We start from the raw sequence: 20,942 nt of genomic DNA on the forward strand, positions 1-20,942 counted from the left end.
GAAAATGTAAAAATGAAAAATGCAGGAACCCGTCATCGCCGGCATCCCTGCATCTCTTTTCCTATACTCCGTATTCTTCCACACATTCACGCATCAAAAATACTTCTTATTCCCCCATAAGTTGCTCTTCTTTAAATCCAGATATTCATTATATGCTTTTTCCAGAATCTGCTTCTCATTGGAAAACTTCAGTAAATGATACGCTTCGTGGAACTTATAATACCCGGAATCAATAAAATACTCTTCCCGTTGTGGTTTGCTGTAATAGCTGTCCGCCATCATCAGATACCAGTGGACATCCTTCTCCACCATATCCTGCGGCGTATTAAAGGAGTACTGGCTCTTTCCGATATACTTGATAATTGACGCACTGACTCCCGTCTCTTCCTTCACTTCCCGAAGGGCCGTCTCCTTATATTCTTCTCCCGCTTCTACAGTTCCTTTTGGCAAAACCCAACCTTCATATTTGTTTTTGTAATTCTTATATAAAACCAGAATTTTACCTCGAAAAATAACCACACCGCCACAGCTCGTTGCCTCTATCATTGCAATTCCTCCAGACTGAAACCTTGCATCCCGATCCGGGATTCCGGTTTTGGTGTGTCTCACAGACTGGGTATAGTATACCTCTTTTTAACCTTATATGCAAGAGTGTTCTTTTATCTCGCAAAATAGGTATCAAACAAAGTCCTGGCTATAGGCGCAGCCGTTTTTCCTCCGGAACCGCCTTCCTCCACGATCACACTTACCACCAGCTTCGGTTGCTCCGCCGGGGCAAATCCGATAAACCAGGCGTGAGTCTCCTTATCCTTATCGAATTCCGCTGATCCCGTTTTTCCCGCCACTGTATAGGCGTCTGTACGCACCGCAGAACCTGTCCCTTCCGTCACAACGGCTCTCATCAGTTCCGTTAAGACAGCCGACTCCTCTGCGGTCATCAGATTGCCGTAGGACTGGGGCATGAATTTTTTAATGACATCACCGCCCACATTTTCCACATGATCAATGAGATACGGCTTCATCAGTGTGCCTCCGTTTGCGATGGCCGCCGCAATCATCCCACCGTGTAAGGGTGTCATCTGGGTCTGTCCCTGCCCGATGGAGGTCTGAAGAATCTGCCACGTATCTCCGCCCGGAGTCAGCGCATAGGCGCTCTGGCTATATGGAACCGCGACGGGAAGCGGTGTATTAAACAGAAGCTGTTCCGCCGTATTCCTAAGCCTTCCAAGATCCAGTGTCAGGGCAAGGTTTGCAAAGGCCCCATTACAGGAATTTGCAAAGGCCCTGGTAAAATCCTGACTGCCGTGGGCCGTCTCATGATAGCACTTTATCGTGTAATCCTCATAGTGAAAAAATCCGCTGCAGTCAAACCGGTAATCTCTGAAATTCTCCGGATTTTCCCTTATATACTCCAGTGCCGTCACGATCTTAAATGTCGAACCGGGCGGATAGAGTCCCTGAGCAGCGCGGTTTAACAGCTGCCCCTCCCCGTTGTCACCTGCCACGAGAGCGTCCCAGTCTGTCGACAGCGTATTGGGATTGTAGTCCGGTTTGGAAACCATTGCCAGGATCTTTCCCGTATCCGGCTCCATGGCGACCACAGCCCCCTTCCGGCCGCCGAGAGCGTCATATGCCGCCTTCTGGAGATCCACATCGAGAGTCGTAACGACATTATCCCCCAGGTTCTTTACAGACGACAGCTCATTGATCACCTGCTCCGCCAGATTCACATGGCTGGTTAGCAGATAAAAGTTTCCCAGTGCCTCCAGGCCTGTCTTTCCCCTGGTTGAGTATCCGACTACGTGGGAAAACATGGAATCGTAAGGATAGTACCTCGTTTCGCCGCCGTTCTCGTCCACATTTGTGCGGGCCAGAACCCGGCCGTCGCTGCTTAAGATACTACCCCTGACCACCCGGTCTGAAAAGCTGTCCAGCCTGGCGTTATAGGAATTATTGATTACACTTTCACTTTTTATCTGAAGAAAAAAGGCAAAATACAGGACCAGTCCTGCAAAAAGCGCCGCCATTCCATAGGTGATCATCAGAATATGGCGGTTTGCCTTGGGATTCGGGTCAGCCTTTTTCATATTTTTCTTCTTCCTCTTCATTCCGTTTTAAAATATACAGCCCCTGCATGACTCCGAACAGAATAAATGTGCTGAACACAGAGCTTCCGCCGTAGCTCATCAGGGGAAGGGTCACTCCGGTGGAGGGGATAAATTTCGTCACGCCTCCCACGGTCAGAAACACCTGGACGATATAAACCGTTCCCAGGCCAAAGGCAATCAGTTTATAAAAGACCGCTTTCATACGGCTTGCAATCATCATAAACTGCAGAAAACAGCCGAAACAGATCAGCAGCACACAGAGGGCAAAGATTCCTCCCAATTCCTCCGATACGGCAGAAAACACGAAGTCCTTTTCCACTACCGGTATCTTCCCCGGCATCCCCTGGCAGAGTCCCATGCCGAACCAGCCGCCCGTTCCAATGGCGAACAGCGACTGCGTAATCTGGTATCCCTTGTTTTCGATATCCGACCACGGATTTCTCCAGGCAAGCACCCTCGCCCTGACATGATCGAACAGCTGATATGCCAGCACGGAAGCCGCAGCCCCTGCGCCTGCCCCGCCTAAAAGATACGCCCATTTTCCAGTAGCGACAAACAGCATCAGAACATAGGTCACAAAGAAAATCAGCGCGCTCCCCAAATCTCTGGAAGCTACCAGGATCAGGACATGAAGAGCCGCCACCAGTGTCGTGATACATACCGTCACAAATTTTGTAGAACGGTAAAACATGGTCGCCACAAAAAAGACAAAACTGATCTTTACAAATTCAGACGGCTGGAATGTAAAACCGCCGATTCCAATGGAGAGCTGAGCCCCGAAGCTGTTGATACCGGTTATAAGCACAACCCCAAGCAGAATCAGCCCCAGAACACCGTACACCCATGGAATCTTCGAAAGCTGCCACACCCGGTCTATAATAAACGGAATAATCCAGGTTATAACCGCCGCTGCCAGCACGATAATAAACTGTTTTAACGCACGGTCAAAGGACAGCCGTGTCAGAATGATAAATCCCACGCTGAGCAGCATACACATATTACCCACCAGAAGCCGCGACACATGGCGGTAGAACAGGCGGGAAACGTAGATGTAGCACAGAAAAAAGATCACCTGCGCCGCGTAAAACGCGATGAGACGCTCGTCCTCCGTTTTCAGCCACAGAATCCCGTACGCCAGAAAATGAATCAGAAACATGCACCGGTTCTGGCGTCCGCATATCTTCTTTTGTTTTCCTTCATCCCGGAAAGAAAAATACCTGAAATTCAACCAGGTATACACCGCGATCAGCAGTATCATCAAATACCTGGAAACATCGACAATCAGATTCACCATAGGCTCCTACTCCACACCGCGTTTAAAATGTCCTCTTGTAAACTCTCCAACGGGCTGCTCCGTCTGCTTTCCCAGCAACAGACTGTCTGCAAAGCACCGGATCACCTCCGCCGTCTCCTTTCGTGTCTCGACGGTAAACTGAAGCCTTACCGCCGTCGGGGCCAGCGCCCTGATTTGTTTTTCCAGTCCCAGGAGGGACACCGGCGCTGCATTATAAATCGTGTTATAACAGAAGGCACAGTGATTTTTTACCGGAAATTCCTTGCCCATGCGGTCTTTTAACGTAAGAAGGCCCGGCTTTTTATCGCATGACTCCGTCCCCTGGTGTATGCACTGCGCCGTTACCATCATGGGCAGGCGGCCGTATACAATCAGTTCACCCGGTACGGAAAGCCTCGAGAGCTCTCTCTCATTTAATTCCACCGGCCAGGTCAGCTCTGCCGCCCCCATCTTCATAAGAAAGGATTCCGCCCTGTCGTTCATTCCATACATCCCATAATCGAAAACCCAGGGAAGTTCCGGACCATGAGTCTTCAAATATCCGATTTCCTCCATGGAACGGATCAGCACTCCGTCGAATCCGGCCTCGCAAAAAGCCTTCCTGCTGCGCTCAAAATACCGTTCCGCCTCAGTGCGAAAGATGTGCGGCATCGTCAGCAGACATTCTTTGCCCGCGTCATGACAGGACGAGGCTGTTTCCTTCCACAGTTCCGGCCCGAATTCAGCCGCATCCACATAGATGCGCTCCACGTATGGATTATGGAGAACGGCAGGGAGACAATCCGGTCTCTCAAGAGAGACGAAAATCCGGGGCTGGCCGCTGCTGCTCTCCCGTTTCCCCGAAACCGCTGAATGTGGAGTTTCCCGGCAATCCTGCGGAATTTCCCGCTGCCCCTGCGGATCTTCCTGTCTGCACTGCAAAACCTCCCGCTGGTTCTGCAATACTTCTCTGCGGTACTGCTTAAGCACCGCCTCCTCCAGCGCTTCCAGCCCCCTTCTTCTCAGTTCGTTCAAAGACTGCACCGGAAGAAAGACTTCTCCTGTAAGCGTTACGGTAAGTTCTTCAAAATAAAACGGAGTATTCCCGGTCTTTTGCAGCTGCTTTCTGATCCTCGTTTCATCCATGGGCTGTTTCAGCGCCTCCAGAACGGTATCACCGGCCAGAGACACACTGCATTCTCCACAGGACAGTTCCAGTACCGCAGGCTTTCCGGTCTCCAGTACAATCCTGCCCCGGACCGGTTCCTGCAGCTGCTTTTCCACGTAATTTTTATCCAGATAGTCGAACAGCTCCTGATTGCCTTCCCGGAAAGACGGTTTTTCCTTCCATACCACCATGTCTTTTCCATTATGGCGGCGGTAATATCCGTCGGTCTGGCCTCCGCGGTCAAACAGTTCCAGCAGACGTTTCCTGTCCTTCTCCTCTACCCGGTAACCAGCCCTGCCGCGTTCCAGATAGAGGTCGGTATAGCGCCGGTAAATTTCCACCACTCCGGCTGTGTAGCGCGGGCTCTTCATGCGGCCTTCGATCTTCATGGAATAGATTCCCGCTTCTATCATATCGGGAATGAGATCCAGCGTGCACAAATCTTTTAAACTCAGCACATACCGGCTGTCCTTCCCGTTCAGCGTCCTGCCCTCCCGCTTCACGTCATAAGGCAGGCGGCAGGTCTGAGCACATCTTCCCCGGTTGCCGCTTCGGCCGCCGATCAGACTGCTGAACAGACACTGCCCCGAGTAACAGTAACACAGCGCTCCATGGACAAAGCTTTCGATCTCCACATCCACCTCCCGGTGAATTCTTTCGATCTCCTCCAGAGATAATTCCCTGGCGGTCACCACCCGCTCTGCTCCCAATTCCTTTAATATACGTGCGCCATACGAGCCTGTTATGGTCATCTGTGTGCTGGCATGGACCGGAAGATCCGGAAACCGCTCCCTGATCAGTGCAAACGCTCCCATATCCTGAACGATAACCGCATCTACGCCCCGCATATAATAAGGCTCCAGAAATGCACACAGCTCTGCCATCTCCGATTCCTTCATCAGCGTATTTACCGTCATATACAGTCTGCAGCCATGAAGATGGGCGTAATCGATGGCCTCTAACAGACGGTCTTCCTCCGGATTTTCCGCGTAAGCGCGTGCTCCAAACCTGCTGCCGCCGATATAGACCGCATCCGCTCCTGCCGCCACTGCCGCCTTCATACTTTCAAATGAGCCCGCCGGAGCGAGAATTTCTACTCTTTTCTGTTTCACGTAATCCTCCCTGTCATCGGAATGATAGTTTTCCTTTTTTAAGCGTTCTTCTGATGCAACAGGGGATGTCTCCCTTACTCATGAGACATCCCCCCGATATTATTCCTTATTCTCACTACCTGCCCGGTCTGCGCCTTTCTTACTCTCAGAAGCATTCCCTGAAGCCCCCGACGGCCTGGCAGTTCTTCCTGCCGCCAGCTCCTTATTCGCCGCCTCCAGCTTCATCTGGGTCGTCACCAGTTCATGCTTTAAACTGTAGACTTCCTTTTCCATCTCATGCTTCAGCTGTTCCAGACGCGCAATCTGTTCCCTTGCTTTAAAGTAATCATCCGCCATATTCAGTTCTATCATGGCGGTCTGGTACTCTGCACTCTGCTTCGTAAAACCTTCCTGCCTCTTCAATGTCGTGATCATCTCATTGATATAGCTGGCCACACGCTGCATGTAGCCCTCATCCTCGGTGCCTCCCAGAGTATATATTCTTCCATCTATTAAAACCTCGGTATAGTGCTTGGTATCCATGTCATGCTCTCCTGTTATCTTTTGCTGTAACGCGCTCTTATCATAATATACCATATTTTACACGGATGTCAAAGTGTTCCTGCCCTGAGTTTTTATATTTTTTCACTGGTTTCGCTCTATTCCAGAGTAAGTCCCAGATGGTGGTATGCCCGTTCCGTAGCCACGCGGCCGCGGGGCGTTCGGTTGATAAATCCGTTCATCAGCAGATAGGGCTCGTACACATCTTCCAGCGTCCCGGCATCCTCACCGAGAGAGGCCGCCAGCGTCTCAAGACCTACCGGACCTCCCGAGAACTTCTCAATCATTGTGGTTAAAATGGCTCTGTCGTTGTTGTCCAGCCCGAACTTATCCACATCCAGAATATCCAGTGCGAAATCAGCCACCTCTTTTGTAATCACTCCATGATACTTCACCTGGGCAAAATCACGGACCCGCTTTAACAGGCGGTTCGCCAGTCTCGGCGTTCCTCTGGAGCGCTTGGCAATCTCTGCAGCCCCCTCCGGCTCGATCTCTACTTCTAAAACCTTCGCCGAATGGCAGACGATGATCTCCAGTTCCTTCGGCGTATAGAATTCCATCTTCTGTACAACGCCGAACCGGTCTCTCAGCGGGGCAGTTAAAAGTCCCGCCCTGGTGGTCGCGCCTACCAGAGTAAATCTGGGTAAATCCAGCCGGATCGAGCGTGCCGCTGAATCTTTTCCCAGCATAATATCGATTGCATAGTCTTCCATGGCCGGATAGAGAACCTCCTCCACCTGGCGGTTCAGCCGGTGGATCTCATCTACAAACAGGACATCGCCTTCCTGAAGGTTATTCAGAATGGCGGCCATCTCCCCCGGCTTCTCAATCGCAGGGCCGCTGGTCACCTTCATGTTCACGCCCATCTCATTGGCAATGATCCCGGATAAGGTAGTCTTTCCAAGGCCGGGAGGGCCGTAAAACAGCACATGGTCAAGGGACTCTCCCCTGGCCTTTGCCGCATCGATATAGACCTTTAAATTTGCCTTCAGCTTTTCCTGGCCAATATATTCATTCAGGCTCTGCGGGCGGAGGTTTGGCTCTGTCCGCTTATCTTCTTCCGTTACTTCCGTTGTTATGATTCTTCGTTCCATCTTCTCATCTACCTGCTGTTTTTATAGAAATGCCAGATGCTTCAACGACGCCTTTAAGACATCCTCCGAGGTCATGTCCCCGGTCACTTCCACCTTGCCTACCGCGCGGTTCGCCTCAGCCGTGGAGTACCCCAGCGCAACCAGCGCTTCCACCGCCTCTTTGGCCACGCCTCCGGCTGATATTCCGGGTTCTTCCTCCGCTGCAAACTGTGCAGGCAGAACATCCGCCATATCAATCTTGTCCTTCAAATCCAGGATCACCCGCTGGGCTGTCTTCACTCCGATCCCCGGGGCTCTGGAAATCGCCTTCGCATCTCCGGTTATAATGGCCAGCCTCAATTCGTCCGGCGTCATGGCCGACAGGACGCCCAAAGCTCCCTTGGGACCTATCCCACTGACGCTGATCAGCTGTCTGAACATCTGCAAATCCTGCCGGTTTAAGAAACCATAAAGGCACATCCCGTCTTCCCTTACCTGAAAATACGTATACAGGACCGTCTCCATGCCTATTCCAGGCAGACGGTCCAGTACGGACAGCGGCACATGAATTTCCAGTCCGATGTATCCTGCTTCAATGACCACAGTGTCCTCAAAGATATCGACCAGAGGTCCCTTTACATAAGAAATCACGTTCTCTGTCTCCTTTTTCTCTTCTAGCTTTGTCTTTAATCATAACATACCGTGTATCCATATGCAAGCAGTTAATCGAACAAATATTCTGTTTCCGGGACAGCTTCGGCCAGATGCAAAGGCAGAACCGTCACCTGTTTTCCGCGCAGAAACACCGGTTACCGTCTTTCCTGAATGACCGGTTTATGATATAATAGCCCCATGAAAACAGATTCACCGTTTTCCTCATACAAAACGTCAGCACAGCATCAATCAGGAGACACTGCAATGATAACAATACACGAAACCATGCTTTTCCCGGAGACCTACCCTTTAGATCGTCTTGGAAGGCGGGAAGATCTTTTATTTTTTGACATAGAGACGACCGGGTTTTCCGGAGAATATACCAATTTATATTTAATCGGGTGCGTCTATTATGAAGGCGGCCGCTGGAATCTGGTTCAGTGGTTTGCAGATACCGTGTCCGCGGAAAAAGAAGTGCTCGTCACTTTCTTTGAATTTCTGAAGCGCTTTTCCATGGTCGTACATTTTAACGGGGACGGCTTCGACATTCCATATCTTTTAAAACGCTGCCGCGCATACGGCCTGCCTTACGATTTTTCCGGAGTGACAAGTCTGGATATCTACAAAAAAATACGCCCTTACCGGAACCTGCTGGGCTTAGAGAGCATGAAACAGAAAGCCATCGAACAGTTTCTCGGTGTCGGGCGGGAAGACATTTACTCCGGCGGCCAGCTGATCGAAGTGTATCAGGATTATTTATCTTCGCAGGATCAGGACCTGTTGGATCTGCTCCTCTTACATAATGCCGACGATCTTCGGGGAATGCCGGGGATCCTGCCGATTCTCAATTATCCGGACTATCTGGAGCATGATTTCAAGCTGGAGAGCCAGGAACTTCTGACACGAAGTGATCTCTTCGGCCGGGAATATCACGCCTTAAAGCTGGTCTATCAGAGTGATTATATGGTGCCGGTTTCCTTTTCCCGTACCTCTTCTGTAGCCGATATTGAAGCGAAGGGCGGGCAACTCACCGCCTCCGTGGATTTATATGAGGGGGAGCTTAAGTATTTTTATCCCGACTATAAAAATTATTACTACTTGATCTATGAGGACCGGGCAATCCATAAGAGCGTCGCCGAATATGTGGACAGGGAGGCCCGCATCAAGGCAACGGCCAAGACCTGCTATACACGCCGGTCCGGCTGTTACCTGCCGCAGTTTACCCCCGTTTTTGAACCGGTTCTCCAAAAGGAATATAAGGACCGGCTCACGTACTTTCCTTATGATGACAGGCAGTTTGCAGAGCTGGAGCAGTCCGGAGGTTACGTCCGCCATTTACTGGATTACCTCTGCGGAAAATAATGGTACCGTATCATATGCCCTGCATCTTTCTGAATGCACGCGGGGAGACGCCTTTCGCCTTTCTGAACGCGTCTCCAAAATAGTTTCCGTCCCCGAATCCGCACCGGTCCGCGATTTCTGTGACGGAACAGGCGGAATGAAGAAGAAGCCTCGACGCCTCCCGGATTCTGATGTTCGTCAAATACTCTTTATATCCAAAACCGGTGACCGCCTTAAACTTCCGGGAGAAATAGGCGGGACTCATATGGCTTAATTCCGCCACCTCCTCCAGCGTAATCGGATTCTGGTAATGATCGTAAATATATTTAGCGGCTGCTTCAATAGTCTCTTCTCCGATTTCCAGCCTGCCGTGATCCGTTTCCGCCTCCTGGCATCGCGACAGAGAGACGAGAAGCTCATAAAAGCACCCTTTCTTCATTAGAGGGGAAAATCCATCCTGTCCCGTCTCCTCGTACTCAATCCGTCTGATCAGTTCTTCCACCCTGCTCCGGTTCCCGTTCGGCACGGTAACCTTCGAGTTTCGGAAAATATATTCCACATTTTCTTCCCCGCACAGTTCCTTCATACTGTCCAGATACTCCCCGTCAAAACTGATGGTCACCCGTTCATTTACCGGACTCGAATGGTATGTGGTCCGGTGTATCTCCCCAGGTTTTAAAAAGATAATATCTCCCGGCTCCACGTAATACAGCGTATGGTTGATAAAAATCTTGCAGTGTCCCGAATAGAGATAGTAAAACTCATAATGTGTGTGCCAGTGGCTTTCTGCCATATGAAACTCGTAAGACCGCTTCGTGCGGCTGATGTTGCACTTCATAAAATCCCCCCATTAATAATCGCCTTTTTTCAGCAGGGCCTTCATATATGCAAAGGTCCTCTCTTCTCCGTTTTCCTTCAGCATCAGAAGGAGCTCTTCCAGCAGTTTTGCCGTCTCCGGCGCTATGACCATGTACTTCTTCGCATGGATGTAGTACTCCCAGGGAGATGCGTCCGTATAGTCCTTCCCCTTGTACGTTTTCGATGCAGCGATCCGGTCCATCATCATCTCGATCACGTACTTCAGCGGCATCTTATGGCCTCTTAAGCCCTCCGACATATCTGTCGTAAAGTCGATCCAGTATTCGTAATGATGTTTGTTCCGCCCCTTGTGATGCAGCCATGCCTTCGAAAAGCCCTTCTCTTCCCTTTCGGCAGCGTTGGGGCTCCTTGTCCCCTGATAGTAAATCACCCCCGGAATAAACTCTTCCGGACTGTATTTGGATAAATCATGAAGGAGGCCCTGTTTATAGAGTCCTACCCGGAAACAGTTCTTCATGACTCTGAATTTATGCGCCGTTATCGTATGAAAATGTCCCCAAAGATTATGTAACTTCATAGCCGCCTCCATCTGTTCTTATAAGCGCAGAATACGCTTCAAATCGTTCCCATTTTACCACACTTTCCCACCCGGATTCCACTATAATTTTCATTCTTGACACATTTCCGAAACTATGCTATTCTTAGGGAAGTTGCAGAGGTGCTGCAGCTCAATATACTATAATTTTTTATTCATTTTGGAGGTATCATAATGAAAGGTACAGTTAAGTGGTTTAACAACCAAAAAGGTTACGGATTTATTTCCGACGAGCAGGGCAACGACGTATTCGTACACTACTCAGGTCTGAACATGGATGGCTTCAAGTCTTTAGACGAAGGCGCCAGCGTTGAATTCGACGTAGTCGACGGAGCCAAGGGACCTCAGGCAGTAAACGTTACCAAATTATAATCATTGACTTATCGATGTACCTTTTTCACGATGTGGTAGCCCCCTATGAATTTATCAGGCGTGGACAGCAACAAACAACATATAAGGAAGAAGTACGATTGTTTTACATGATTACAGACAGAGCCACCCGATTTCGGATGGCTCTTTTTGATATCACGGGAACACGCAGCCTGTATTCTGCCGGTTCAGTTCCTATCTCACCGCGCGGTCACGGATATCAGTCAATTCCTCCACTGAGAAATTGTAATGCTTATTGCAGAAATGACAGTTTACCTCTATGCTCTTACCCTCGTCAATCATTTCATTTAGTTCTTTCTTCCCAATGCTGATTAACGCCTTTTCCACACGATCCTTTGTACAGTTACAGGTGAATTCCGCCGGTACCTTATCCATAATTTCGAGGCCGAATTCTCCTAAAATATAGTTCAGAATCGTCTCGGGAGTCTTTCCTTCATCCAAAAGTGATGTAATGGAAGTAATCTCTCCCAGCTTCTTTTCCAGCTGGTCGATCATCTCGTCCGATGCGCCCGGCAGAAGCTGAATGATAAAGCCCCCCGCCTGTTTCACCGTATTGTCCTTATTCATCAGAACTCCCAGTGCAACGGAAGAAGGGGTCTGCTCCGACGTGGCGTAATAATAGGTCAAATCTTCCGCGATCTCCCCACCGACCAGAATTGTCTGACCCACGTAAGGTTCCTTTAAGCCGATATCTTTTATCACGCTCAAAACGCCCTCTCCCACGGCGCCGCCTACATCCAGCTTGCCTTTGTCATTCGGCGGCAGCATGACTCCCGGATTATAGGCATAGCCCTTTACGTTCCCCTTCGAGTCCGCAGTTACCGTCAGGCCTTCGATAGGACCGCTCCCCTGCACCTTTAAGGTCAGTAAATCCTGATCCCCTTTCATCATCACACCCATCATGGCTCCTGCCGTCAAAAGGCGTCCCAGGGCCGCTGTAGCCACCGGGCTCGTGTTATGCGCGCTTCTGGCATGTTCCACCAGTTCTCGTGTTGTCGCCGCAAATGCCCGGATCTGATGGTCTCCGGCTGTGGCTCTTACAATATAATCTGTCATCGTCATTCCTCTTTCTTTCCGCATTCCCTGGCAATGATGTAGATACGCTCACTGTCCTCCTTGACGGGCTCTTCAGTAAATGCATCATATGCCGCCACAAACTCCATTCCTGCTTCTTTAAGCGCCTTTTTTACCGTGTCCAGAGAATAAGCTTTCTGATAATGAGTTTCCACGTATTTCCGGTAAAGGTCTTCTTCCGTCCGGATAAAGAGGGCCAGATCATACTCATTGATCATGGTGTCCCGGTCGTAATAGTTCTCCCAGATGAAGCTGCTCTCTTCCCGGTCTTCCGCAATGGTGGATTCTCCCAACAGGGTTTTATATTTATAGATTGTGTTTAAATCAAAAATAAAAATACCCTCCGGATCTAAATAGTTGTTGACAAGAGAAAATACCTCCACCAGATCATCGTATTCCAGAATGTAATTCATACAGTCGCAGATGCTGACAACGGCTGCTACCGTTCCGTACAGCTCAAAATCACGCATATCCTGAAGCAGATACAGGATATCGTGACCGGAAGCGGCGCGCTTATCCATAGCGATCTGGAGCATATCCTCGGAATTATCGACACCGATCATGTCGTATCCTGCCTCTGACAAAAGCTCCGTCACACTTCCCGTTCCGCAGCCCAGGTCCAGAATCAGACCGTCTCCGACGCCGTATTTCTTTAAAAGTCCGGTCAGATACCGGCACCATTCTCCGTACGGGATATTATCCATAAAGGTATCATACACCTCTGCAAAACCGGTATAGGCCTCCATCGTCCTCTCCTCCTTCTGACAATCAAATACCCCGCACATAACATGCAGGGTATCAGTTTGCGTTACTATGCGTTCTTTCCGCAGCACTTTTTATACTTCTTGCCGCTGCCGCACGGACATGGATCATTTCTTCCGATCTTCGGACCTTTTACAATGGTTCCGGAAGCTTTCTGTTTCTTATACAGCTCTTTCTTCTTCTCTTCCGTAAGAATCGAATCCCACTGGGGAAGACCGTAAAGCCACTCCGCTTTCGCTTCTACCATGTTGTAATATAACTTTTCCGGGTCGATCTCGATCTTCACGGAGGTATTCTCATCCATGGTGTCAATCGGATTCTCATATCCCTTTAAGCTCTCATTGATACCGTCCAAAAAGCCTGTCATGGTCTGAATATCGGTACCGTACTTCTCAGCCAGCTCCTTAACCGTTCCTTCCACTACAGCCTCCGGCGCGGAGAGAATCTGCTCATAGATTCCTTTCTCCACTACGAAGTAATTAGACCATAACTCTTCCCTTGCTTTATCATCCAGCCCATCGCCATATGCCAGGGTTCTCCAATTTTCTAAAATAGTCATCGCTCAACCATCCTTTTATCTGTTATTTCTGTAATACTCCATAAACCAGTATATAACAACTTTGAGAATATTGCAAAATGTTTTTCCTTTTAAAGAATCCCCATGACAGGCACGGGGATTCCAGTTAATTATTCGCTGATTGTTCTCGGATAAACAGAAACCTGCTTTTTGTCTCTGCCTTTTCTTTCAAATCTGACAACGCCGTCCACTGTAGCGAACAGGGTATCATCTCCGCCGCGGCCTACATTAATACCCGGGTGAATATGAGTTCCGCGCTGTCTGTAAAGAATGTTGCCGGCTAAAACGAACTGGCCGTCTGCTCTCTTGGCCCCTAATCTCTTGGACTCAGAGTCTCTGCCGTTCTTTGTGGATCCAACACCTTTTTTATGTGCAAAAAATTGAAGATTCATATTTAACATCTGTCAGTCCCCCTTATTAAGCGTTGATCTTATCGATCTTGATCTGTGTATAAGCCTGTCTGTGACCATTCTTCTTGTGATAGCCGGATTTTCTCTTATACTTGTAAACGATGACTTTCTTTGCTTTGCCTTCCTTTACAACGGTACCTGTTACGGTAGCGCCTGCTACGGTCGGGCAGCCAACTGCCAGTTCGCCGTTGTTCACAACCAGAACCTGATCAAATGTTACTGTTTCTCCTGCTTCGACACCAAGCTTTTCAACTTTAATTGTGTCACCTTCTGATACTTTGTACTGCTTGCCACCTGTTGCGATAATTGCGTACATATGGCACCTCCTGTTTTCTTTACTCGCCAATTTCGGTGGTCCGGCCAGCCGGACGCTTAAGACCTCGTTGAGCGGCACATACCTTGTCAGGATACCATTATTTAAAAAGTATGTCAAGTTTTTTATTCGTTTTCACATTTTTTTGTTAATAAGAAATTCAGTGGCCCGGAGATTATCCTCTTACTCAAACCGGCCATAAATAGTAAGATCTTTATTGGTGTCAGCCCCTCCGGTATACGGTTCTGTACATGCAGAATCTTTAAAGACTTCAAGCGTCTTCCCTTCCGGGTTTATAAGCATTACACCTTCTCCCTTCTGTACGTAAACACTATCGCTGCTCTCTTTTTCTGTGCCAGGATTCAAAATCAGTGTAATAGTCCGCAGGTTCTGCTTATCCGACAGCCGTTCCAGCAGTGCCAGAGCGCCTTCCGGCCGCGGGGCATCGTATGTAACGGTTACCGTGGAAGGCTCTTCCTTTGTCCCATCCGCATGACACTGCACATTTTCGGTTTCCAGAATCGCCAGCGTCTCCGAATCCAGCTTATAGGAACATTCAATCCAGTCCCCGTCCCGGTAATCAATCCCAAGCGTATCCTTCTTCGCAGAAAGACTGTCTGGCTGCAGCACCGTGTAAAGCATAAGCGTATCGCCGTTATCCTCGATTTTTTCTATCTCCTCCAATGCGGTGGCCTCATGGTCAAGCCCAAAATAAGCATAATATTCACTGTCAGAATTCCATACGCCGCCCGGCGTAAGCTGTCCCCAGTACTGGCCGTCATATAAGCCGTAAACCGTATCCGGCATCTGAATCTCTTCCTTAACTCCGTCTTCATTATAATAGCGGAACTCAGTTTCCACATACCGCCTCATAGTTGGAGAAACCTCATAAGCACTGTGATAATGGCTGAGCAGTTTCTCCGTACTGTTGGCTTCGATCACCTGCTCCATCGTAATCTGCATCCCGGCCGCCTCCTGCGGTTCCTCTGCAGTCTCTATTTCCTGCACTGTCTGTGACTCCTGTACTGTCTGCGGTTCCGTTGCCTCCTGTGACGCTCCTGAGCCCTGTGATTCCGCTGCCGTCTTCGCGCCGCAGGCCGTCAGCCCAAGGCAGAGTGCAGCACCCAGTACCATCAGTTTTTTGCAGTTAAATTCTCGTCTCTTCATAATACTATATCTCCCTTTTTCTTCTCTATTATTGGGCTGCGGTTCAGGCTTAAAGCCGTAACCGCAGCCAACAGCCAATTCTATCGGCTTCCGCCCCCATGGCCTCCGCCGGAATAACCGCCTCCGCAGCCCACCGTGATGTCTGCTGCACGCCAATCTGCGACAAGGCGTTGCCGCAGAGCTACCTTCTCCTTTAGATGGTTTTTTTGTTACTTTTCTCTGGACTGGCCGTGACTTCGCCAGTTTTCGCGACTGGTGCTGTAAGATCCAGTTTCAGCTCTGTTCGTCCGGGTATGTTTGCCTTGGCTGCAGCTTCTGGCGCCGCCGGTGCTTTCTCTGCCTTCTGGAGCGCCTGAGCCTGATCCGCGTTCTTCTGGATGCTGCACATCTCTTCCAGCGTGCTTGCAATTTTCACCGCCGTTTTCCCGCCAGATGATTGCTGAGGCACCTGTTTCACTTCTGCCCCTGCAGCTGGTGCCTGGGGTGCCTGTTTCACTTCTACCCCTGCTGCTGGTGCCTGGGGCGCCTGCTTTACTTCTGCCCCTGCGGACTGCCTGGCCAGTTCATCCTTTTCCTGAATCTTTCTCTGAATCGTAGAGACCATTCTCTCTGACAGATTTTGCTGTTCTTTTTCAAGCCTGGACGCCCTGTCTTTATCGTTATTCCAGGTTTTGTCCGCTTTCTTGGAGATCAGGCTCGCAAACATTCCCTCTTTCTCTCTCTGTTTTTTGTCAAGTGCGTGGAGATCCGCCTTGATAGAATACATCTGTATATCTAAAGTTCCCTCCTTCGTAGGAGACATGGTGGCAATATCAACGTGATGTTCTCCTGACGCGATTGCCGTCATAATTTCTGCTTCGATCCTTTTCTCTCTTTCCTGTTCCGGCAGATTAGAAAAACGGTTTCCGCAGTATTCTTCCGCAGTCTTGCCATCTATAAAGAAAATTTGTGAAAGCTGTGTAATCCCGCCCTTCTCCCACTCTTTTTTATCGGTTTGGAATTCGGAAATGTACAGGGTCCGCAGCTGAGCGCTCAGTCCCGCAGCATTTCTTTCCGGATTCTTCCTGACGTCCAGCAGGTTTTCCATCTCGCTTACCGCCACAAATGGAAGGACTCCATCCGTTTTTTTCCCTTCCATGTGGGCAGCACGGTCGTAAAAACGCTTGGTCTCCACAATCATACTGGCTGTACATTCCGGCAGCACAGATGCCCGCATCATCTTTACATCATGAACTTTCAAGGCCTGATCGTAACCGCTGTTGGCAAACACCACCTGATAGAAGTATGGAGCAACCATTTTCAACCCTTTTTCCAAATGGACATATTGAGCATGTTTTTCCGGATCTGAATATCTGTCAGCTCTATATTCGGGATTTTCCTTCAGTTTCGTCTCTCTTGTCTGATCATAAACCACGACTTCATATAGACGGACTAAATCTTCTGCACTTTTCGCTCTCTTCGCCGGATCCCTGGGCGGATTTGTAGTAAGCAGCGATAAATCCAGGCTGCGCAGATCAAATGATTCCGCACGGTTATAGAATTCATCCAGAACCTTTTTTCTCCGCTGTGGGTCACCGCTGTAATAGTCCTCCAGCGCCAGTTTTGTCTTTTCTTCAATTTGTGCGTTATCAAGCCCTTTTGTATCTATCATTCCGCTAAAGTCTCTCGTATCGCCCGGATTATCTATTTTATGCTCTTCCAGAAAAGTTAAAACCGTATTGGTTACGATCGCCCGTTTGGCGTTTTCTTCCTGCATTCTGATAACTACATCTTCCGGCAGTGTTGCTGTTTTGCTGAATTTCGTTATATCATAAAGAGGATGAGCCGGAACCGCCTCTGGTTTGAACTTCCGCTCCGGCTCCGGCGTCGACAAGTAGCGCAAAACGGATTCTTCTTCCTTCGATATGTTTGGCATCGCTCCCATCGCATCATCCGTCAGTTTCTTTTTTATTCCTTCGTCATTAAAATACGCCTCCTTCAGTGTTTCAGGAAGATGTCCTCTCATCATGCGCGGCTGTTCCTGCGAAGGAATATCCGCCACCAGCGGAAGAAGCGTTCCGGCACGTCCGGTAGCAATTTTCTTTCCCCCAATCCTTCCTCTCTCCTCCAGCTGTTCATTTAAGATCGTCGCCTCGGCGCAGGCAGCCAGCTCTGCATCGGAGATCTGATCCCGTTTTGTATCTCCCATAAATTGTGCTTTATTGCGGTTTAGATCCGACACCTTAATGACGGCTTCTACGGCGTGGTTAAACTCTGCCAGCTCCTGCACCGACAGCTCCCCGATTTTTTCCCTCAGCTTCAGTGCTTCAGGATACTTACTGAAAACAGCTCTGTTTTCATTTGTCACCTTTACGGGAGGTACCTTTTTCGTGAAACCTCCAGCCGATTCCAGCCCCTGTGTAAGTCCCTGTATGGCCCCTCCCAGAGTGACGAAGAATCCGGCCCTGGCCCCCTCGTATTCCGGCCGCTTACAGAGTTCCTTCCGTTCTTCCACCGTCAGTGTTTCCGGAATCTTCGCCGCATAATCAGCTTCGCGCCCCAGATCAAGCCCCGACACCGTCCTCATACAGACTTTCATGACATCGGCAAGTCCTTCTGTCGTTCCCATTTTTGCCATGATCTGAGGGCCCATTGCTTCCTTTTCAAGCCTGATTTTGTCCGCAAGCTCCTGGTTTTCACATCGGTCTGTGCACATGATATCGCTCATGTGGTACTCCGGATGCTTCGCCTTTATGTTCAGATAGAGGATCGATTCGAAGAAGCTTCCGTGGCTTCTGGTTGGCTCCGTTCTTCTTACACCACACCGCTGAAGCTCATACATTGCCTTGACCGTATCCTTTTTCTTTGGATCGGTCTGCTCATCGTATAGGGCCTTCCACTTCATCGCTGCCTTCCGGTCTATCTCATTGGTAAGGCTGTTTACTCTACCCGGCTTGTTCAACTCGTTAAATGCCAACGGGACATACCCATGCCATATACTGGTAAATGATTCCGGGTCCAGTCCACCCGTCATATATTTCAGGGTATCGCTGCCGCTCGGCTTGACGTGATTCTCTGTGTATGCGTTACTGTAAGCCGGTTTGTATTCCTTCATTTTCCACCGGATAGCCGCCTCCTGTTCGGCAAATACCGGGGATGCATTCAATGCCTCCTGTTTTTTCCTGTACGCCGTTTTTTCCGCTTCCGTCTTCTGAAAGGGAAGGACATCCCTATATACAGGAATTACGCGGGCAAGTCTTATTTTTTCGTCAGGAGCCTTTTCCATAACTCCAAAGGATACCGGCTCCTCCGCCTTAATCACTGCCGCCGTTACTCTGGCCTGCTTTTCTTTCTCTGCCAGCTCCTTCGGCATATCGTCGTATTGACTGCCTACGATCTCACGGAGGCTTTTATCTCCGATAAAAATCATATCTGTCCAGTCAAGGCCGGCTTCCTCTAAAAGCTGATGCGTCTCTTTCTGAATCATACAGCCAATATTATCGTTATACCAGGTTGAGCCGTATTCCATGTATCCAACCAGAGCTTTACAGCCTGTCTGAACCTCTTCAGGCAGACTGGAGTAAGATTTAAATATATAATATATATCATCTCCTTTTTTCGCTTTTGCACTATTTGTATTATAAAACTCAACCAGTGCTTTTCTTTCTGGCTCGGTTTTCTTTTCCATAAACTCCACAAACGCGGCAGGATCGATAATTTCATTCGTTTTAATCTGAAAATCCATGCGGTCTGGCAGCCTGTACTCTCCTGATTGAGCTAATCTGTGGCGATAATCAAAGTCGCACAATTGATCCGCTGTAATACCGCGGAATTTTTGAAACTCCGGGCGTGATGATACCTTTTCGAAAACTAAATTATAATTAAAGAGATCAACTGCCATTGCATCAGCTGGGATGTTGGAGTGGTCGGCCGCATAAATAATCTTTCCTCGCTCCTCCCGGATTCTGTTTCTGTACATTTCCCTGCTTTCATATTCATTACTGTCTTGCCCTTTGCTTTTCTCCCGCTCCAAATGAATCTGATGAATCTGGATGTCCTCGCCCTGTATAAGCGGAATAAACATTTGGGCCAAACACATTTCTGCGCTCTGAAACTCACCCAGATTGCTCGTCATCTCACCTAAAGGATCAAAACCATTCATTTTTTGGCTAATGTCGACGTCTTCCGCATACGCAAATGACATGGTCAGCACTTCTTCATAACAGGCGATGAGGAATTCCGCCAGTTCTTTCTTTTCACCACTGATACTCTTAACCATATTCTTATAAGTCCGCAGGTTCATTGCCTCCTCGGCCCCATATGTACTATTGATAGATAAGTCCGCTGTAACAAAAAGCGTGTTAGAAATCTGAGCAATTTTATTCGGCCGGTTCGGGTTTCGTATATCTAATTCTTTCGCCACTACATTTGACAGCATACTTTCAACATTACTGCCCTTGATCTCATACATATCTTTCCGAAGTCCCCTGTATTGTCCTGCAGTACTAAGCTTATCTCTTTCTTCCACAAATTTCTTCCATGCGTCTGGTCTGGTTTTCGCAAACTCCGCAAGCATCGGGAGCATGTCAAGATATTCATTTGGATTTAGCATAATTTATTCCACCCTTCTATAATTTTTTATATAAGACGTCCGCTTTTTTGCTCTGGATCCACGATTGCAGCAACGCGGAAAGGAGCAATGGGATGATCTACGGTAAGGTTGACAATCCACCGGCCCAGCCGTTCCAGGACATTGGGATGGCGGTAAATGTTCTCCAGATAATCTTCTGCATCCACATATGGATAGAGGTGGCGTCCCGCGGACAGCATAGCCATACACTTAATGCCCGTGGATTCTGTCAATACCTGGGCGACCCGGTCAGCGGTGTACTCCTGACTGCGGGAGTAAAGCGGCCCCAGAATCGGTATAATGCGTGGGAGCAGGATGCTGAAGGAATGGGCCAGGGTAACATGGTTAAAATAGTGATGTCCAAACTCATGAGCCATAACAAAGTAAAGCGTATCAAAGTCCTTATTCTCCATATAGGCAATATCGACAATTTCCGAATTGAGCTGTACGTACCGTTTCCCAATCACCCAGGCAGAGAATGCGTTCAGAATGCCGTTTTGCTGGCGGATATAAACCTCAGGAACTTTCTTCATCCCCAGATTCTTAGAAAATTCCACACTCTTCTCATAAATTTCCGGGAAATTTCTCGGAGTGACCTTAATCGCATAAGATAATTCACTGGCATAGAGCTGGTAAAACGCACAGAGAAAAGCAATGATAACATAAGCCAGATAGAAAAAGACAATTCCGCCATTGATGGTCTGAAGGAGTTCGATGATATCCGGATCGTCAATAAACCCGGAAAGATCTGAACTCTGCATTGCCATGGTAAAGACAAACGCACACAGCAAAATCAGAATATTCATCACAAACAAGATCCAGTAGAGGGGGCGCTCTGCCTTATGCCGCAGTTTGCGGATCTCTTTTTTCACTTCCCCCGGGCTTCTGGCGGCTTCAGCTTCGTTTTCGATGTTTTCCGTTATTTCCATATTCTTTTCCTCCGTACTTTCCATGTAT

Annotated in this window: 19 protein-coding genes; 2 read left to right on the plus strand and 17 right to left on the minus strand. The window is 48.8% G+C overall.

What is annotated here, in order from left to right; all coding sequences use genetic code 11:
• Positions 1 to 93: 93 nt before the first annotated feature.
• From NE473_RS25655 to ruvA, 7 genes are all read right to left on the minus strand, one after another.
• Positions 94 to 546 carry an NUDIX hydrolase gene (locus NE473_RS25655; RefSeq protein WP_002603763.1) on the minus strand — a complete coding sequence of 151 codons (453 nt, stop codon included), beginning with the start codon at positions 544 to 546 and terminating at the stop codon, positions 94 to 96.
• A 113-nt stretch (positions 547 to 659) separates the two neighbouring features.
• The gene (locus NE473_RS25660) at positions 660 to 2,087 is read right to left on the minus strand and encodes a peptidoglycan D,D-transpeptidase FtsI family protein (RefSeq protein WP_055652218.1); all 1,428 of its coding nucleotides are present in this window, start codon (positions 2,085 to 2,087) and stop codon (positions 660 to 662) included.
• Entirely contained in the window at positions 2,074 to 3,402 is a 1,329-nt protein-coding gene (locus NE473_RS25665; RefSeq protein WP_055652219.1) for an FtsW/RodA/SpoVE family cell cycle protein, read from the minus strand. The genes NE473_RS25660 and NE473_RS25665 overlap by 14 nt, the downstream gene beginning before the upstream one ends.
• Positions 3,403 to 3,408: 6 nt before the next feature.
• Positions 3,409 to 5,661, minus strand: coding sequence for a U32 family peptidase (locus NE473_RS25670; protein ID WP_055652220.1), 2,253 nt, complete (start codon positions 5,659 to 5,661; stop codon positions 3,409 to 3,411).
• A gap of 99 nt (positions 5,662 to 5,760) precedes the next feature.
• Positions 5,761 to 6,183 carry a cell division protein ZapA gene (locus NE473_RS25675; RefSeq protein WP_055652221.1) on the minus strand — a complete coding sequence of 141 codons (423 nt, stop codon included), beginning with the start codon at positions 6,181 to 6,183 and terminating at the stop codon, positions 5,761 to 5,763.
• A 116-nt stretch (positions 6,184 to 6,299) separates the two neighbouring features.
• Positions 6,300 to 7,295 carry a Holliday junction branch migration DNA helicase RuvB gene (ruvB, locus tag NE473_RS25680; RefSeq protein ID WP_006777096.1) on the minus strand — a complete coding sequence of 332 codons (996 nt, stop codon included), beginning with the start codon at positions 7,293 to 7,295 and terminating at the stop codon, positions 6,300 to 6,302.
• Between the two features lie 21 nt (positions 7,296 to 7,316).
• Positions 7,317 to 7,925, minus strand: coding sequence for a Holliday junction branch migration protein RuvA (ruvA, locus tag NE473_RS25685; RefSeq protein WP_006777095.1), 609 nt, complete (start codon positions 7,923 to 7,925; stop codon positions 7,317 to 7,319).
• A gap of 267 nt (positions 7,926 to 8,192) precedes the next feature.
• Here ruvA and NE473_RS25690 point away from each other — a divergent pair, with 267 nt between their 5' ends.
• Positions 8,193 to 9,290 carry a ribonuclease H-like domain-containing protein gene (locus tag NE473_RS25690; protein WP_055652222.1) on the plus strand — a complete coding sequence of 366 codons (1,098 nt, stop codon included), beginning with the start codon at positions 8,193 to 8,195 and terminating at the stop codon, positions 9,288 to 9,290.
• 10 nt (positions 9,291 to 9,300) lie between these two features.
• Here NE473_RS25690 and NE473_RS25695 read toward each other — a convergent pair whose 3' ends face one another.
• Together NE473_RS25695 and NE473_RS25700 are read right to left on the minus strand one after the other, a co-directional pair.
• A complete protein-coding gene (locus tag NE473_RS25695; protein WP_055652223.1) occupies positions 9,301 to 10,107 on the minus strand; it encodes a helix-turn-helix transcriptional regulator in 807 nt (268 codons plus the stop codon).
• 12 nt (positions 10,108 to 10,119) lie between these two features.
• On the minus strand, positions 10,120 to 10,665 hold the full coding sequence (locus NE473_RS25700) for a DUF5662 family protein (RefSeq protein WP_055652224.1): 546 nt from the start codon (positions 10,663 to 10,665) through the stop codon (positions 10,120 to 10,122).
• A gap of 192 nt (positions 10,666 to 10,857) precedes the next feature.
• Between NE473_RS25700 and NE473_RS25705 the strand changes: the two genes are divergently transcribed.
• The gene (locus NE473_RS25705) at positions 10,858 to 11,055 is read left to right on the plus strand and encodes a cold-shock protein (RefSeq protein ID WP_006776951.1); all 198 of its coding nucleotides are present in this window, start codon (positions 10,858 to 10,860) and stop codon (positions 11,053 to 11,055) included.
• Positions 11,056 to 11,247: 192 nt separating this feature from the next.
• Here NE473_RS25705 and hslO read toward each other — a convergent pair whose 3' ends face one another.
• The 8 genes from hslO to NE473_RS25745 all read right to left on the minus strand — a co-directional run bounded on the left by hslO (position 11,248) and on the right by NE473_RS25745 (position 20,914).
• Entirely contained in the window at positions 11,248 to 12,129 is an 882-nt protein-coding gene (gene hslO, locus NE473_RS25710; RefSeq protein ID WP_070102856.1) for an Hsp33 family molecular chaperone HslO, read from the minus strand.
• A gap of 2 nt (positions 12,130 to 12,131) precedes the next feature.
• On the minus strand, positions 12,132 to 12,893 hold the full coding sequence (locus NE473_RS25715) for a class I SAM-dependent DNA methyltransferase (RefSeq protein WP_055652148.1): 762 nt from the start codon (positions 12,891 to 12,893) through the stop codon (positions 12,132 to 12,134).
• 65 nt (positions 12,894 to 12,958) lie between these two features.
• Entirely contained in the window at positions 12,959 to 13,468 is a 510-nt protein-coding gene (locus NE473_RS25720) for an SEC-C metal-binding domain-containing protein (RefSeq protein WP_022033475.1), read from the minus strand.
• A 128-nt stretch (positions 13,469 to 13,596) separates the two neighbouring features.
• A complete protein-coding gene (gene rpmA, locus NE473_RS25725) occupies positions 13,597 to 13,887 on the minus strand; it encodes a 50S ribosomal protein L27 (RefSeq protein WP_002603749.1) in 291 nt (96 codons plus the stop codon).
• A gap of 16 nt (positions 13,888 to 13,903) precedes the next feature.
• Positions 13,904 to 14,212, minus strand: coding sequence for a 50S ribosomal protein L21 (rplU, locus tag NE473_RS25730; RefSeq protein WP_022033474.1), 309 nt, complete (start codon positions 14,210 to 14,212; stop codon positions 13,904 to 13,906).
• A gap of 180 nt (positions 14,213 to 14,392) precedes the next feature.
• A complete protein-coding gene (locus tag NE473_RS25735) occupies positions 14,393 to 15,376 on the minus strand; it encodes a hypothetical protein (protein ID WP_055652147.1) in 984 nt (327 codons plus the stop codon).
• A 193-nt stretch (positions 15,377 to 15,569) separates the two neighbouring features.
• A complete protein-coding gene (locus tag NE473_RS25740; RefSeq protein WP_055652146.1) occupies positions 15,570 to 19,967 on the minus strand; it encodes a hypothetical protein in 4,398 nt (1,465 codons plus the stop codon).
• 26 nt (positions 19,968 to 19,993) lie between these two features.
• The gene (locus NE473_RS25745) at positions 19,994 to 20,914 is read right to left on the minus strand and encodes a M48 family metallopeptidase (RefSeq protein WP_022033471.1); all 921 of its coding nucleotides are present in this window, start codon (positions 20,912 to 20,914) and stop codon (positions 19,994 to 19,996) included.
• Between the last annotated feature and the right edge of the window lie 28 nt (positions 20,915 to 20,942).

The sequence above is a fragment of the Hungatella sp. SL.1.14 genome (assembly GCF_024460495.1).
Taxonomy (GTDB): domain Bacteria; phylum Bacillota; class Clostridia; order Lachnospirales; family Lachnospiraceae; genus Hungatella; species Hungatella hathewayi.

Coding starts and splice junctions, on each gene's coding strand:
- NE473_RS25655 (WP_002603763.1), bottom strand. CDS start 546: ATGATAGAGGCAACGAGCTGTGGCGGTGTGGTTATTTTTCGAGGTAAA.
- NE473_RS25660 (WP_055652218.1), bottom strand. CDS start 2,087: ATGAAAAAGGCTGACCCGAATCCCAAGGCAAACCGCCATATTCTGATG.
- NE473_RS25665 (WP_055652219.1), bottom strand. CDS start 3,402: ATGGTGAATCTGATTGTCGATGTTTCCAGGTATTTGATGATACTGCTG.
- NE473_RS25675 (WP_055652221.1), bottom strand. CDS start 6,183: ATGGATACCAAGCACTATACCGAGGTTTTAATAGATGGAAGAATATAT.
- ruvB (WP_006777096.1), bottom strand. CDS start 7,295: ATGGAACGAAGAATCATAACAACGGAAGTAACGGAAGAAGATAAGCGG.
- NE473_RS25690 (WP_055652222.1), top strand. CDS start 8,193: ATGATAACAATACACGAAACCATGCTTTTCCCGGAGACCTACCCTTTA.
- NE473_RS25695 (WP_055652223.1), bottom strand. CDS start 10,107: ATGAAGTGCAACATCAGCCGCACGAAGCGGTCTTACGAGTTTCATATG.
- NE473_RS25700 (WP_055652224.1), bottom strand. CDS start 10,665: ATGAAGTTACATAATCTTTGGGGACATTTTCATACGATAACGGCGCAT.
- NE473_RS25705 (WP_006776951.1), top strand. CDS start 10,858: ATGAAAGGTACAGTTAAGTGGTTTAACAACCAAAAAGGTTACGGATTT.
- hslO (WP_070102856.1), bottom strand. CDS start 12,129: ATGACAGATTATATTGTAAGAGCCACAGCCGGAGACCATCAGATCCGG.
- NE473_RS25715 (WP_055652148.1), bottom strand. CDS start 12,893: ATGGAGGCCTATACCGGTTTTGCAGAGGTGTATGATACCTTTATGGAT.
- NE473_RS25720 (WP_022033475.1), bottom strand. CDS start 13,468: ATGACTATTTTAGAAAATTGGAGAACCCTGGCATATGGCGATGGGCTG.
- rpmA (WP_002603749.1), bottom strand. CDS start 13,887: ATGTTAAATATGAATCTTCAATTTTTTGCACATAAAAAAGGTGTTGGA.
- rplU (WP_022033474.1), bottom strand. CDS start 14,212: ATGTACGCAATTATCGCAACAGGTGGCAAGCAGTACAAAGTATCAGAA.
- NE473_RS25735 (WP_055652147.1), bottom strand. CDS start 15,376: ATGAAGAGACGAGAATTTAACTGCAAAAAACTGATGGTACTGGGTGCT.
- NE473_RS25740 (WP_055652146.1), bottom strand. CDS start 19,967: ATGCTAAATCCAAATGAATATCTTGACATGCTCCCGATGCTTGCGGAG.
- NE473_RS25745 (WP_022033471.1), bottom strand. CDS start 20,914: ATGGAAATAACGGAAAACATCGAAAACGAAGCTGAAGCCGCCAGAAGC.